This window comes from Achromobacter sp. 2789STDY5608621, from assembly GCF_001299375.1.
Lineage (GTDB): Bacteria > Pseudomonadota > Gammaproteobacteria > Burkholderiales > Burkholderiaceae_B > Achromobacter > Achromobacter insuavis.
The window spans coordinates 550,926-566,571 of record NZ_CYTU01000001.1; the positions used below are offsets into that span (position 1 = coordinate 550,926).

At 71.9% G+C, this 15,646-nt stretch carries 3 protein-coding genes; all 3 read left to right on the forward strand.

All coding sequences use genetic code 11. The features are described from left to right. Positions 1-34 precede the first annotated feature (34 nt). Positions 35-12,721: a filamentous haemagglutinin family protein gene (locus AOZ53_RS02495; RefSeq protein ID WP_054486728.1), complete on the forward strand. Its 12,687-nt coding sequence runs from the start codon at positions 35-37 to the stop codon at positions 12,719-12,721. 320 nt (positions 12,722-13,041) lie between these two features. Continuing rightward, entirely contained in the window at positions 13,042-14,658 is a 1,617-nt protein-coding gene (locus AOZ53_RS02500; RefSeq protein ID WP_054486730.1) for a ShlB/FhaC/HecB family hemolysin secretion/activation protein, read from the forward strand. A gap of 37 nt (positions 14,659-14,695) precedes the next feature. Next, positions 14,696-15,646 (forward strand): DUF2341 domain-containing protein (locus AOZ53_RS02505; RefSeq protein WP_156333189.1); only part of this gene is annotated, 951 nt, incomplete at its 3' end.

The following is a 15,646-nucleotide window of genomic DNA, read 5'->3' on the forward strand; positions in this document are numbered from 1 at the left end:
ATGCCAGATCCGATTCCACGAAGGAAAAGCCGTCATGCCCAGCCGTAATCACGCCCTCGTTTCCCGCAATCCCCAGCGGCGTTCGCGCCGTCCGGCCTGGCGCCTGGCGCCGCTGACCCAGGCGTTGGCGGTGTTGCTGGTGGCGGGGGGCGGGCATGGCGCGGCGCAGGCCCAGGCGCGGGCGTTCAGCCCGGGCTGGTTCGCCGACAAGGGGGCGGTGCAATCGACGGCGCAGCGCACCGGCCGCATGCCCGACGGCAGCCTGGCCGGCATCGGCAACACGGCCCGCCAGCAGGCGCAATCGCGCCAGCAGCTGCAGCGCTCGCTGGACAACCTGAACCGCACCGCGGCGGCGGTGGCCGCGCAGCAGGCGGCGCAGGCGGCGGCGCGCGCGGCCGCCAATGGCGCGGGGGTGCCGGACGGCCTGGCGCAGGGCGGCCTGTGGATCGCCGAAGGCGCGCAGGCCAAGTGGGAAGGCGCCAAGAAGCCGACCACCGGCGCCGAGGGCGGACGCCAGCTGGTGACGATCGAGCAGACGCAATCGCGCGCCATCCTGAACTGGGACACGTTCAACATCGGTCGCAACACCACGCTGCAGTTCAAGCAGGGCGCCGACGACGCGGTGCTGAACCGGGTAGTGGGCGCGTCGGCCCGGCCCAGCCAGATCCAGGGCGCGATCAAGGCCGACGGCACGGTGCTGGTGGTCAACCAGAACGGCGTGATCTTCAGCGGTACCAGCCAGGTCAACGCGCGCAACCTGGTGGTCGCGGCCGCGACCATGACGGATGCGCAGTTCCGCGAGCGCGGCATCTACGCCGACGCCGACGGCACCATCCCGACCTTCAAGGACGCGCTCGGCAACATCGAGGTGCAGGCCGGCGCGCGCCTGTCCACGGCCACGCCCGGCAGCGCCACGCGCGGCGGTGGCTATGTGCTGCTGGCCGGCAAGGAAGTCCGCAACGCCGGCGAGATCAGCACGCCGCAGGGCCAGGCGCTGCTGGCGGCGGGCGACAGTTTCATCATCCGCCGCGGCCAGGGATCGGACAGCAACATCGCCTCCACCACGCGCGGCAACGAGGCGCAGACGACCGGCGCCGGGCTGGTGCGCAACACCGGCCTGATCCAGGCGCCGCAGGGCGACATCACCCTGACCGCGCAGCGCGTGGAGCAGGCCGGCGTGCTGGTGTCGACGACGTCGGTGGACGCGCGCGGCACCATCCACCTGGACGCGCGCGGCGCTGGCGCGGCCGTGACGCTGAGCGAATCCGCCATCAGCGCCATCCTGGTGGACGCCAGCCTGACGACGGCGCTGGACGGCCAGCGCGGCAGCCTGCTGCAGCCGGCCGTGGGCGGCAACACCGCGCTCATCCCCGGCGACGAATTCCGCCGCGACCTGTCGCTGCTGCGCATCAGCAGCCAGGGCACGGTGGACTTCCAGGGCGGTTCGCTGTCGCTGGCCACCGGCGGGCAGGTGGCGGTCAAGGCCGATGGCCGCGCGCTGGTGCGCGACGGCGCGCGCATCGACGTGGGCGGCGCGGTCGGCGTGATCGTGTCGATGGAGTCCAACAACCTCAAGATCAACCTGCAGGGCAACGAACAGCGCGACGCCCCGATCAACCGCGACAGCAAGCTGCTGAACAACAGCGACGTCTGGCTCGATCGCCGCGACCTGGTGCGCCTGGCGGCGGGCAGCGGCGGCAACGATGCCGACCGCTGGTACACGGCCGGCGGGCTGCTGGAAGTGGGCGGTTACCTGGGCACGCTGGGCGTGCCGGTGAGCCACTGGCTGGCGCAGGGCGGCGTGGTGCGCTTCGATGGCGCCGAGGTGGTGACGCAGGCCGGCTCGGCCATCAACCTGTCGGGCGGCACGCTCGACGTGCAGAGCGGCGAGATCCGCCAGAGCTGGCTGCGCGGCGAGGACGGCCGCCTGTACCTGGCCGATCGCGCGCCGGGCGACCTGCTCTATACCGGCCTGTACCAGGGCTACGAGGCGGTGTCGCGACGTTGGGGCGAGAACGCCACGCGGCGCTTCTACAACCCGCTGATCGCGCCGCCGACCCGCTACGAGTCGGGCTACACCGTGGGCCGCGATGCCGGCACGCTGGTGGTCTCGACCCGCAACGCGGTGCTGGACGGCGACCTGATCAGCGACACCTACCAGGGCGACCGCCAGACGCGCGCGCCGGTGACCGGCCAGGACGGCTACAGCCAGTCGCATCGCAACGCGGCGCGCGCGGCGCAGTTCGTGGTGGGCGCCTACAAGCCGTTCTACGACACCGCCGGCAACTTCCTGCGCTACCAGCTGGGCGCGACCGGCACGGCCGCCGATGTGGCGGTGGGCAAGGGCCTGGCGGGCCGTTCGGCCGGCCTGGAACTGGCCGATGCGCTGCCGGCGGACCTGCGGGGCAAGCTGTTCCTGGACGCCGACCGCCTGAACGGCTTCGGCCTGGGCGCGGTGCGCATCGCCGCCGGCCGCAGCCTGAGCGTGGACGCCACCCTGCGCAGCGCCGATGGCGGCGAGATCACGCTGTATGCGCCCACCATCGATATCAACGCCGACCTGGTCAGCCGCGGCGGCCTGATCCAGGCCGGCAATACGCTGCGCCAGCCCGGCGCGGCGGGACGCGTCGACGAGGTCGCGCTGGAGCCGGCCGCCGGCGCCCGCGCCGCGCTGCGCGTGGCGGGCGGCGTGGCGCTCGATGCCCGCGGCGTGTGGAGCAACCTGAAGCAAGACCCGGCCGCGCAGCGCGGCCTGGCGCTGGTCGATGGCGGCCGCGTGCTGCTGCGCGGCACCGGCGACGTGACCCTGGCGGCGGGCAGCGCGATCGATGTGTCCTCGGGCGGGGCGTTGCTGACGACCGGCGCGGTGCAGGGCGGCCGCGGCGGCAGCGTGACGCTGGAGGCCAACGCGCTCGGCGGCCAGACCGCATCGGGCGGCAGGCTGTCGCTGGGCGCCGCGGTGCGCGCCTACGGCATGAGCGGCAGCGGCGCCCTGAGCGTCGCCAGCGGCGGCGTCATCGTCCTGGGCGGCCCGGCCGATGGCCTGCCTGCCGGCGCCTTGCGGCTGGACCCGGCGCTGTTCCAGTCCGGCTTCGCCAGCTATGACGTCAATGGCCATGCCGGGCTGCGCGTGGCCGACGGCGCGGCGATCGAGGTGGCGATGCCGGCCTGGCGCATGCGGCGTGAAAGCGGCCCGCTGCCGCCGACGGGCGCCGACCCGGCCGAGGCGCTGCAGTTGTGGACGCCGCCGCTCTACGCGGAAGATCCCAAGCGCGGCAAGCTGACCCAGCGCGGCGGCGCCAGCCTGGCGCTGCGCTCGGACCGCGCGACCGTCGGCGGCGTGCTCGAGATCGGCGAGGCCGCGCGGGTCGCGGTGGATCCGGGCCAGTCGATCCGCCTTGTCGGCGGCGACCAGATCACCGTGCTGGGGCGCCTGGTGGCGCCCGGCGGCCTGATCTCGATCCTGGATACGCGGGTGGATTCGCAGCAGAACTACACCCCCAAGGCCAACGGCCGTTCGGTGTGGATCGGCGAGCGCGCGGTGCTGGACGTGGCCGGCGACAGCCATGTCGCGCTGGCCACCGACGGCCGCCGCTACGGCGTGGCGCGCGCCGGCGGCAACATCGAGATCGGCGGCATGCTGGACTGGGAGGTCGACGCCTACGCCCCGCGCCGTCCGATGGACCGGCACCTGATCCTGCGTCCCGGCTCGCTGCTGGACGCATCCGGGGCGCAGGCGCTGGTGGACCTGCCCGGGCGCGGCGCCACGCTGCTGGCCTACAACGGCGGCAGCATCGTGCTGGCGTCGGCCAACAGCCTGTACCTGGACGGCGACCTGCGCGCCGCGGCGGGCGGAGCGGGCGCGGTGGGCGGCACCCTGGGCGTGGCGCTGTCGCCCGCCTTCTATCTGAGAAGCCTGGCCGAGGCCGAGGTGCTGACGCCACGGGTACTGACGCTGGCGCAGCGCCAGGGCGCCCCGTTGCTGTCCGCCGATCTGCGTCCGGGCGAACTCGGCGGCAACCTGCGCTATGGCGTCGGCGGCCTGGGCGTGGACCAGGTCCAGGCCGGCGGTTTTGGCAACCTGGCGTTGTTCGCGTCGATGCGGGCCGAGAACAGCCTGACGCTCGCCATGCCGCAGAGCCTGCGCCTGTCGGGCCCGCTGATGCTGGGCCAGAACGCGCCCGCGGGCAGCCTGGTGCAGCTGTCGGCCCCGTACATGTTCCTGAATCACGCGGCCTATGCGCCGCCGGTGGGATCCGACAGCGTGGTGCAAGTCGGCGTGGTGGCGCCGGAGTGGCTCAAGCGCGGGCATCGCCTGGTGCTGGACGCCGGCATGATGGATCTGCGCGGCATGCGCGACTTGCTCAGCTTCGATGATGTCCAGGTCAACCTGACCGGTGACCTGCGCCTGACAGGCGTGTCCATGGGCCAGGACTTCAATGGCAATACGCTGCTGGCCGCGCCCAACCGCCTGACCATCACCGCGGCCCAGATCTACCCCACCACCCGCGGCGGCGGCGGGATTGCCGCGGGCGAATACTACGGGCAGGGGGGCGGCAGCGCGGTGAAGAATCCGGATGCGGTGCTGACGATCCGGCGCGCCACGGAGGGCATGCCCGACATGCCGTATTCCGCCTTCGGCGCGGTGACGTTGTCGGGGCCCAATATCATCCAGGGCGGCGTGGTGCGCGCGCCGCTCGGCTCGATTCTGTTCATGGGGCCCGAAGGCGCGCCGTCCAGCGTGCGCTTCCTGGCCGGCAGCGTGACGTCGATCAGCGGCCAGGGGATGGTCATGCCCTATGGCGGCACCACCGACGGCATCAAGTACCTGTACGGCGGGCAGGAGATCCGGACCAGCGGCGTGGGCGGCAATGACACGAACGGCGCGCCATCCCGCATGATCCAGATCAACATGAAATCCGTCGTGGCCGAGGCCGGCTCGCTGCTGGACCTGTCCGGGGGCGGCGAACTGACCGGCGCCGCGTTCGTGCGCGGACGCGGCGGCTCGGTGGACGTGCTCAAGTACGCCATGGCGGACGCCAATCCCGGCTTCGGTTTCAGCAAGTCCGGCAATGCCGTCTATGCCATCGTGCCCGGCTTCGGCGGCGACTATGCGCCGGCCACCAAAGACGCCGCCATGCCTGCGTACGGCCAGCGCGTCACCATCGGCGCCGGCGTGCCGGGCTTGCCGCCCGGCACCTACACGCTGTTGCCCGCCAATTTCGCCATGCTGCCGGGCGCGTTCCGCGTCGAGGCCGGTGCGCCGGGCGTGTTCGACGCCGCGCAGGCCGCGCCGACCCGCGGCGGTTCCTGGGTGACCACGGGCCGGATGACGGCGCCGGGTGTCAACCCGGGCGCGGTGCCCGCCAGTCAGCTGCTGGTGACGCCGGGCGACGTGGTGCGGCGCCATGCGCAATACAACGAGACCTCGTACAACGCCTTCCTGGTGGCCAACGCGGCGCGCACCGGCACGCCGTTGCCGATGCAGCTGGCCGACGCGGGCATGCTGCGCCTGAAGCTGACGCCGGGCGCGGGCCGCGAAGGCACGCCGGCCCTGTCGTTCGGCGGCGTGGCGCGCTTCTCCGCGGCGCCGGGCAGCACCGGCGCGGGCGGCACCCTGGCCGTGGACGTGCGGGGCGGCGGCCTGGAAATCCTGGGTCCGGGGCAGGCGCCGGCCCTGGCGGGCCCTGGCGTGGCCGTCTCCGCGGACGCGCTCAACGCCTTGCGTCCGGCCCGCATGGTGCTGGGTGGCGTGATAGGCGCCTCCACCCAAGCCGATTCGCTCGGCGCGATCAGCCTGGCCGGCGACGCCCAGCGCGTGCTGGTGCGCGGCGGCGCCAGCCTGTATGCGCCGGAGATCGTGCTGTTCTCACCCGACAACGGCAATATCACCATCGAGCAGGGGGCCGTCCTGTCCACCGTCGGGCTGGGACCGGCGCCGCAGGACGCGCGTGGCGGCTATTACTATTCGGTCCAGACCAACGGCGCGTTGGTCCTGTCCAACGGGCTGGTCAACCTGCGACCGCCGACGCAAGACGGCCGCGTGGCCATCGACATCGGCGCCTGCCCGGGCATCTGCTCGGGAACCACGCGCCTGGTGTCGGAAGGCACCCTGGGCGCGGCCACCAACGGCGCCTTCACTTTGCGCGACAACGTCGAGTACGGTACGCGCAACCTGATGCTGAGCGTGTCCGGCCTGAACCTGGGCTCGCCGCAGGCGCTGGCCCAGGCCGCGGCACAAGGACAATTGCCGCCCGGACTGGCGCTGGACCAGGATGCCCTGGCGCGGCTGCTGCGCGGCAATACGGCGTTGGGCGCGCCCGCGCTGGAAAGCCTGATCTTCAACGCCGCCGAATCCATCAACGTGTATGGCGCGGTGACGCTGGACACCCGCGCCGCGGCCGGTCCCTCGGCCTTGCGGCGCCTGGTGCTGGGCGCGCCGGCCGTGTATGGCTATGGCGCGGCGGGCGACACGGCGCGCATCAGTGCGTCGGAATTCGTCTGGGCCGGCTCGGTCAGGGCCGCGACGGCCGGCAACGCGCCGTTGGGCTACGACCAGCCGGCGGCGCCGGGCGGCGCGGTGCTGGATCGCCTGGGCGACGGCAGCCTGACCATCGCGGCCGATGTCATCCGTTTCGATTACTCGCCCTACACGGTGCCGGCCTCGCTGGTGCCGGCCAACCGGCTGGCGCTGGGCTTTGCCGCGGTCAACCTGGAGGCCGCCCAGATGATCACGGGCGCGTCGACCGGCAGCCTGCACGTCTATCACAAGCAGAACGGCTATGTGGCGGGAGAAGGCTGGCGCTACCAGGGCGGCGATCTGACGCTGCGCACGCCGCTGTTGACCGGCGAGGCGGGCGCGACGCTGGCGTTGCGCGCCGGCGGCGCGCTGGCGCTGACGGGCACCGGCGCCGTGGCGCCCGCCCGCGACGTGCTGGGCGCCACGCTCGATCTGAAGGCGCAGCGCGTCACGCTGGATTCGACCGTGGCGCTGCCGTCGGGCAAGCTGACCGTCAAGGCCGATGGCGACATCACCTTGGGCGCGGGCGCGCGCATCGACCTGGCGGGACGCGCCTTCACGGCGTTCGATGCCACCCGCTACAGCTGGGGCGGCGACCTCGAACTGAACAGCGTGGCCGGCAACATCGTCCAGGCCGCCGGGTCGGTCATCGACCTGTCGGCGCGCAACCAGCGCGGCGGCCGCATGCAGGCCTCGGCGCTGGGCGTGGCCGGCGGCCACGTGGCGCTGGACGGCGTCATTCTGGGCGGGGCCAGCGGCGAGCACGATGCCGGCGGCACGCGCGTGCCCTATGACGGCGCCGAGATCATGCTGCGCGCGCAGACGCTGGCGGATTTCGCCGGGCTGAATCAACGCCTGAACCAGGGCGGCGTCACCGGCGCCCGCCGCTTCCAGCTCAAGCAGGGCGACCTGGTGGTGGGCGACGAGGTGCGCGCGCGCGTGGTCGAGATCAGCGTCGATGGCGGCAGCCTGACCGTCAATGGCCGTATCGACGCCAGCGGCCGCCAGGTCGGCAGCATCCGCCTGGCGGCGCGCGACGATCTGCGCATCAACGGCCTGCTGGACACGCATGGCGCACGCCTGCGCCTGGACAGCTACGGCAAGGCCATCGACGCCGCCAACCGCGCCATCATTGAACTGACCTCGCGCGACGGCACGCTGGTGCTGGACGCCGGCGCGCGCTTCGACCTGCGCGCCGGCACCGACGACCCGAGCCGCCTGGCCGGCCGCCAGCTCGGCACGCTCGACCTGAATGCCCGCCGCCTGGGTGGCGGCGGCGAGCGCGGCGCCATTGCCGGCTCCGGCGACGGCGCCAACGACGTGGCCATCCGCATCACGGGCACGCCGCAGATCCTGGGCGCCAAGACCGTGGCGGTGAATGCCTTCCGCCGCTATGACGACGCGCCGCTGGCGCCCAAGCCCGACGTCAGCGGCAAGACGCCGCAGCTGATCACGCAGGCCTACCTGGACGGCATCGACGGCGAGAGCGTGGCCTTCATGAACGCCGCGCTCGGCAATGGCGCGCTGACCGCCCGGCTGGCGGCGCTGGGCCCGTACCACTTGCGGCCCGGCGTCGAGATCGTCAGCGCCACGCCCGATGGCAATCTGGCGGTATCGGGCGACATCGACCTGTCGAACTACCGCTACGGCCCCAACGCCAACCGCACGGTGGCCGCGCTGCGCGGCTACGGCGAGCCCGGCAAGCTGGTGCTGCGCGCCGGCGGCGACCTGGCCATCCACGGCAGCCTCAACGACGGCTTCGCGCCGCCGCCCGAGACGATCGACGACAGCGGCTGGAAGCTGGTCGAAGGGCGTTTCCTGGGCAATGGCCAGACGCCGTTCGGCGAAGACCTGGTGGTGCCCATCGATGGCGTTCAACTGGAAACGGGCACCGTCTTCCCGGGCGGCCGGGCGCTGAACTACGACCTGCCGGCACAGGCCGCCACGCTGCCGGCCGGCACCGTGCTGCCGATGGCGGCGACACTGAACGGCCCGTTGGCCCTGCCCGCCGGCCTGGTGCTGACCGGCGACCTGACGCTGGCCGACGGCCGCGTGCTGCGCGCCGGCTCGGTGCTGCAGGAGGCGCTGACGCTGGGCGCGGGCGCCCGCCTGGGCGTGGGCTTCACGCTGCGCAGCGAGGCGGCGCTGCAGGCCTTCACCTGGCCCAAGGGCGTGCCGCTGCCGGCGGCGCTCAAGGCCAGCGCGCGCCTGGATCTGGCGCGCGGCTCGCTGATCCCGTCGCAGACTTTCATCGAACTGCCGGGCCATCAACCCATCAACCTGCGTCCCGTCGGCCCGGATGGTCGGCAGGGCCGCAACTGGGCCCTGGCGCCGATGCTGGGCGAAGGCGCCAGCGCCTGGAGCGTGATGGCGGTGGCGGGTGCGGACCTGACGGCGGCCGACATGGCGGCGCGCCGGCCGGACGGGCAGGGCGACATCATCCTGGCCGACACGCACTACGGCCGGCTGGCCTATGGCAGCAAGACCACCACCAACGTATTCATCGGCGAGCGGGTGCTGACGCAGCTCGCCATCGACGAGCTTGAACTCGATCCGTCGTTGCTGGGCACGCCCGTCAAGCCCATCGCCGACGGGTACGAGATGAGCGAGGATACGTTCTGCAATAGCACCGGCTATTGCGAGGCGGGCAAGCGCAAGCTGACGGCGGCGGGTTCGCTCTACTGGTTCGGCGACGAGTCGGGCAAGGGGCGCTACGTGGCGGAGCTGGAGGTCGAGTGGGGCGTTTCCGAGGCGGAATTCTGCGAGGCGGTCAGCTATTGTGAAGGCGGCGGCCGCACCGAGACCACCGTCACGCGCGAGTACCGCTACGCCGACCGCACGCCGCTGTTCAGCGTGCTGCGTACCGGCACGGGCGACCTGTCGCTGCTGGCCGGGCGCGACGTCGGCATGGCGTCGGTCTACGGCGTGTACACGGCCGGCACGCAGTCATCGCTGGGGGCGTCGCTGGACGCGCGCTTCAACCTGCCGCGCGGCACCACCGCCGACGACGCCGTGCTGGGCACCGTCCAGTACGACGGCAAGTACGACGCGGCGCTGGCCGCCTACCGCGCCTGGTATCCGGACCAGGGCGGCAACCTGACCGTGGCGGCGGGCCGCGACATCTATGGCGACGCATGGGCCAAGACCGCCATGAACGCCCAGCGCTACGGCAGCCCGGACGTCGAATACCCCAAGTACCCCAGCGCCGCGCTCAGCAACTGGCTGTGGCGCCAGGGCAGCGTGGGCACGCCGGGGGTGACGGACATCGCTTCGAGCTGGTGGATCAACTTCGGCACGTACGCCAGCAATTCGTCGACCAACGGGGAACAGCCGCGGGTGGTGGGCTTCACCGGCTTCGGCACCCTGGGCGGCGGCAATCTCAGCATCAGCGCCGGGCGCGATGCCGGCGTGCGCGATCCGCGCGGCGACGCGCTGCTCAACAACAATCTGGCATCCGGCCGTTCGCAGGCCCTGGTGGCCGTGGTGGCCGGCACTGGCCGGGTGGTCGGCGGCGACCTGGTGCTGACGGGCGGCGGCGACATGGATCTGCGCATCGGTGGCGCGTACAACCCCAATCTGCGCGCGATGCAGCAGACCGACGGCAGCGCTGGCACGGGCACCGGCTATGCCGGCAACTTCGAGGATGTCGATCTGAACGGGCTGCTGGTCAATCTGCGCGGGCAACTGGCGTTGACGGCGGGCCGGGTGGGCGGCATCGCGCTGACCTATGGCGACGGCGCGCGGCTGCGGGCCCCCGACCAGTCCGCGGTGGGCGGCGGCCGCCCCATGGGCGGGCCGCGCCTGCTGCTGGGCGATGCCGTGGCGTCGTTCGACACGCGCGGCGACCTGGTGCTGGCCGATGCGCCGGACCCCGGCCGCGTGCGCCAGATCAATACCAGCCCCTATACCCAGGGCAGCCTGGCCAAGGGCGGCGGCGCGGAAAGCTGGTTCACGCTGTGGACGCCAGGCACGGCCATCGAACTGTTCTCGGCCGGCGGCAACGTCACGCCGCTGACCACCAACAACACGTTCCGGCCCGGCACGGACCTGCTGACCGACGATACGATCCGGGCCGGCGCGCAGCGGCAGATCAGTTATGTCTACCCCGCCAAACTCAATGTGACGGCGGCCGGCGGCAACGTCATCCTGGCCGCCACCACGCGCGAAGCGGAAAACACCAATCACGTGCTGCTGCTGGCGCCGTCGGCCGCCGGCGAACTGTCGATGCTGGCCAGCGGCTCGATCTTCGCCGCGGACGCCCATGCGGTGTCGATATCGGGCGCGGACACGCCTCTGCCGACGCCGTGGCGTCCCGGGTTCATGGCCGTCAACGGCGGCGATATGGGCAGCCAGACGATCCTGAACACCTCCGTCGAGGGCAACCGGTTCTGGCAGAACTCGGCCAAGCCCCTGTTCGTGTTCGGACCCAATACCCCGCTCGATGCCGCGCCGCGCCAGACCGAAGGCGAGGTGGCGCGCCTGCATGCCGTGAATGGCGATATTGTCGGCCTGCGCGTCGGCGCCGAGACGCGCATGACGGCGGATGTCTTCCAGGGGCGGCCGCGCACCGTGCTGACCTGGTACGAGGCCGCGCTGCCGGTCTCGGTGCGGGCGGGGCGCGACATCCTCGGGATGGGCGCGCTGGGCCTGCACAGCAACGCCAATGACCTGTCGCAGGTGATCGCCGGGCGCGACATCGTGCAGGCCGACCTGAAGGTGGCCGGCCCCGGCACGCTGCTGGTGCAGGCCGGCCGCAACATCCGCCAGGACGACGTGGCCAGCATCGTCAGCGTCGGCGCCATCGTGCGCGGCGACGCGCGCCCCGGCGCCAGCATCGCGGTGCTGGCGGGCGTCGGGCCGCAGGGCCCGGACTACGCCGGCCTGCTGGCGCGCTACCTGGACCCGGCGCGCGCGCTGGCCGCGGGCCAGACCCTGGGCGCCAATCCCGATCGCGTGGCGCAGTCCTATGCCGGCGAGCTGTCGCTGGCCGGCTGGCTGCGCCAGGCATACGGCTACCAGGGCGACGAGTCGGGCGCGGCGGCCGAACTGGCGCGCCGCCAGGGCATGCTGGATGCCGAGGTGGCGGCCGATCCGGCGCGCAAGCGCCGCGACCTGATGCAGGACTATCGCCAGGAAAGCGAGCTGCATCTGGTCAACTGGCTGCGCCTGCATCATGGCTACGACGGCGGCGAGGACGGCGCGCGCGCCGCGCTGGACGCGCTGGCGTCCCAGCAGCGCGACATCTACGCGCGCCAGCTGTACTTCGCCGAGCTGCGCAAGGGCGGCCGCGAATACAACGAGCAGGACGGTCCGCGCACCGGCAGCTATCTGCGCGGCCGCCGCGCCATCGCGGCGCTGTTCCCGCAGACCGACGCCGAAGGCGCGCAACGCCTGTACCAGGGCGACTTCACCATGTATGGCGGCGCCGGCCTGCGCACGCAGTTCGGCGGCAACATCCAGGTGCTGACGCCGGGCGGGCAGCAGGTGCTGGGCATCGAAGGCGCGGCGCCGCCGGCGACGGCGGGCGTGGTGACGCAGGGCCAGGGCGACATCCAGCTGTACGCGCTGGGCAGCGTGCTGCTGGGCCAGAGCCGCATCATGACCACCTTCGGCGGCCACATCCAGGCCTGGTCGGCCGAGGGCGACATCAACGCCGGCCGCGGCGCCAAGACCACCGTGATCTACACGGCGCCCAAGCGCGTCTACGACGCCCTGGGCAACGTCACGCTGGCGCCGACGGCGCCGTCCACCGGCGCCGGCATCGCCACGCTGGCGCCGATCGCCGAAGTGCCGGCGGGCGACGTCGACCTGATCGCGCCGCTGGGCACGATCGACGCGGGCGAGGCCGGCATCCGCGTGTCGGGCAACGTCAACGTGGCGGCGCTGCATGTGGTCAACGCGGCCAACATCCAGGTGCAGGGCGACAGCAAGGGCATCCCGGTGACGGCGGTGGTCAACACCGGCGCGCTGGCGTCCGCCAGCGCGGCGTCCTCGGCCGCCTCCGGCGCGGCGCAGGACTCGGTGCAGCGCGCCCGCGAGCAATCGCGTCAGAACCAGCCCTCGGTCATCAACGTGCAGATCCTGGGCTATGGCGAGGAACCGCTGGCCGGCGTCGGCGCGGCGCCGCAGCCGCGCGCGGCCGCGCCGTCCTATCGCCCCGACGGCGTGGTGCAGGTGCAGGGCGTGGACAGCGGCGGCTGAGGCCGGGCGTTGCAGGCGGTCGGCAAAAAGCCGGCCGCCTGTCATGCCGCCGTCATCAAGACGGCGCGCGAAAAGCGCACCAGGGCCCGGCGAAAACCGGGCCCTGATTCTTTTCTGCGCAGCTTTTCCCCGGGGCCGCGCTGTTTCATGAAATTTTTCTTACAACGCGCAGTCCGCGCCGTCCGGGAACGTCTAGTAACAAGCAGAAGCTGTAGACGCGGGTATGCGGGCAGAAAGCCGTAACAGGATTGTCGCAAGCGCGCTGCACGGTAGCGGCCGGTGCCAGACCGGCTATCACACAAGGAACTGAGTGCATCGCTATGCATGATTTCGAGAGCAGGGGCGGCGCGCTGCGCGCCATGATGCGCCGGGCGCCGGGCGCGGTCGTGCTGGCCTTGGCCGCGAACGTGGCCGGGGCGCAGCCGGCGCCGGCCGCGCAGGAGGCGCGCCGCGTCAACATCAACGAGTACATCGTGCGCGGCAACACCGTGCTGGACGCGCGCGACATCGAGAAGGCCGTCTATCCCTACCTGGGGCCGGACCGCACGCTGGCCGACATCGAGTCGGCGCGCGAGGCCCTGCAGACGGTCTACCAGGAGCGCGGCTACCAGTCCGTGTACGTCGACCTGCCCGAGCAGCAGGTGGCCGACGGCATCGTGTTCCTGCAGGTCGCCGAGACCAAGGTCGGCCGCGTGCGCGTGGTGGGCGCGAAGCACTATTCGCCGCTGACCATCCGCGACGAAGTGCCGGCGCTGCAGGAAGGCGAGGTGCCCAACTTCAACCAGGTGCAGGCCGAGCTGACCAACCTGAACAAGGGCGCCAGCCGCCAGGTGGTGCCGCTGGTCAAGGAAGGCCGCATCCCCGGCACCATGGACGTCGACCTCAAGGTCGAGGACAAGAACCCGTGGCACGCCAGCCTGGGCCTGAACAACGACTACAGCGCCGACACCACGCGCCTGCGCAGCACGGCGTCGCTGGGCTATGACAACCTGTGGCAGCTGGGCCATTCGGTCAGCCTGACGTTCTTCACCGCGCCGCAGGAAACCGACAACGCCAAGGTCTGGTCCGGCTCGTACTCGATGCCGCTGGACAAGCAATGGAGCCTGCAGTTCACCGGCTACAAGAGCGACAGCAACGTCGCCACCATCGGCGGCACCAACGTGCTGGGCAAAGGCTATTCGTTCGGCATGAGCGCCATCTACACCATGGCGCCGCAGGGCGATTGGTACAACTCGCTGTCGGTCGGGCTGGACTACAAGAAGTTCGACGAGACCACGCGCTTTGGCGGCAATGAAGACCTGATCCCGCTCAAGTACGTGCCGTTCACCTTCTCGTACAACGGCTACCGCTATTCCGAGTCGTCGCAGAGCAGCGTCGGCCTGTCGATCGTCGGCGCCAGCCGTTCGTTCTTCGGCCTGGGCAGCGACTGGAAGGAATTCGACGACAAGCGCTATCGCGCCAGCCCCAGCTTCGCGCTGCTGCGCGGCGACGGCACCCATACGCAGAACCTGTTCGGCGACTGGCAACTGGGCCTGCGCGCCGGCTTCCAGCTGTCGTCGGGCGCGCTGGTCTCGAACGAGCAATTCTCCGCCGGCGGCAGCACCAGCGTGCGCGGCTACCTGGCCGCCGAGCGCACCGGCGATGACGGCTTCCTCGGCTCGGTCGAGTGGCGCACGCCGTCGCTGGCGCGCTGGCTCGGCAGCAATGTCAACGAATGGCGCTTCTACGCCTTCGCCGACGCGGCCACGCTGCGCTTGCGCGATCCGCTGCCCGAGCAGGATGCCAGCTACTCGCTGGCCAGCGTCGGCGTGGGCACGCGCCTGCAGGTGCTGGACTGGCTGTCCGGCTCGCTGGACTGGGGCTATCCGCTCAAGGACGGCCCCAACACCAAGAAACACGATCCCCGACTGAACTTCAGCGTCCGCGCCAGTTTCTGAGCGCGCGCGAAACCGTATTTACCCCGGAGTCCTGACCATGCAACGCTTATTGATGCTCCTACTGACCGTGCTGGCCGGCGTGCTGCCGTCCGCCGCCAACGCCTGGTGGCAACCCGACTGGCAGTACCGCAAGCAGATCACCGTCGACAGCACGCCGCAGGGCGCGCCGCTGGGCGGCGCCGCCGGCCGCACGCCGCTGCTGGTGCGCCTGCACACCGGCAACTTCACCTTCGACGGCATCAACGAGAAGGGCGCCGACATCCGCTTCGTGGCCGGCGATGACCAGACCGTGCTGAACCACCAGCTGGAAGCCTTCGATCCGCTGCTGGGCATGGCGCTGATCTGGGTCGACCTGCCGGAACTGGCCGACGGCCAGCGCCAGGACATCTGGATGTACTACGGCAACCAGAAGGCCCCGGCCTCGGCCAACGGCCAGCTGACGTTCGACCCCAACTACACGCTGGTCTACCACTTCGACGGCGCCGCGGGCGCGCCGCCGCGCGACACCACCGGCAACAGCAACAACGCCCAGACGCCCATGGCCGCCGCGGTCGACGGCGTGATCGGCCGCGCCGCGCAATTGGCCGGCGGCGCGCCGCTGATGCTGCCCGCCAGCCCCTCGCTGGCCGTGCCCGCCGCGGGCGCCTTCACCTTCAGCGCCTGGGTGCGCGCCGACCAGCCGGCCGGCGAGCAGCTGGTGTACGCCCGCCGCGATGCCGGCAACGCGCTGCTGATCGGTATCAACCAGGGCGTGCCCTTCGTCGAAGTGAACGGCCAGCGCAGCCAGCCCGGCCAGTCGCTCACGCCCGCCGCCTGGCAGCACCTGGCCGTCACGGCCGATGGCAGCCGCGTCACGCTGTACGTGAACGGCCGCGCCACCTCGTCGCTGGCCGCCAGCCTGCCGCCGCTGAACACGCCGGCCGCCCTGGGCGGTGACGTGCCGGCGCCGGCCGCGGCCGCCGCGCCCGCCGCCGCCAATGGCGAAGCG

Coding starts and splice junctions, on each gene's coding strand:
- AOZ53_RS02495 (WP_054486728.1), top strand. CDS start 35: ATGCCCAGCCGTAATCACGCCCTCGTTTCCCGCAATCCCCAGCGGCGT.
- AOZ53_RS02500 (WP_054486730.1), top strand. CDS start 13,042: ATGCATGATTTCGAGAGCAGGGGCGGCGCGCTGCGCGCCATGATGCGC.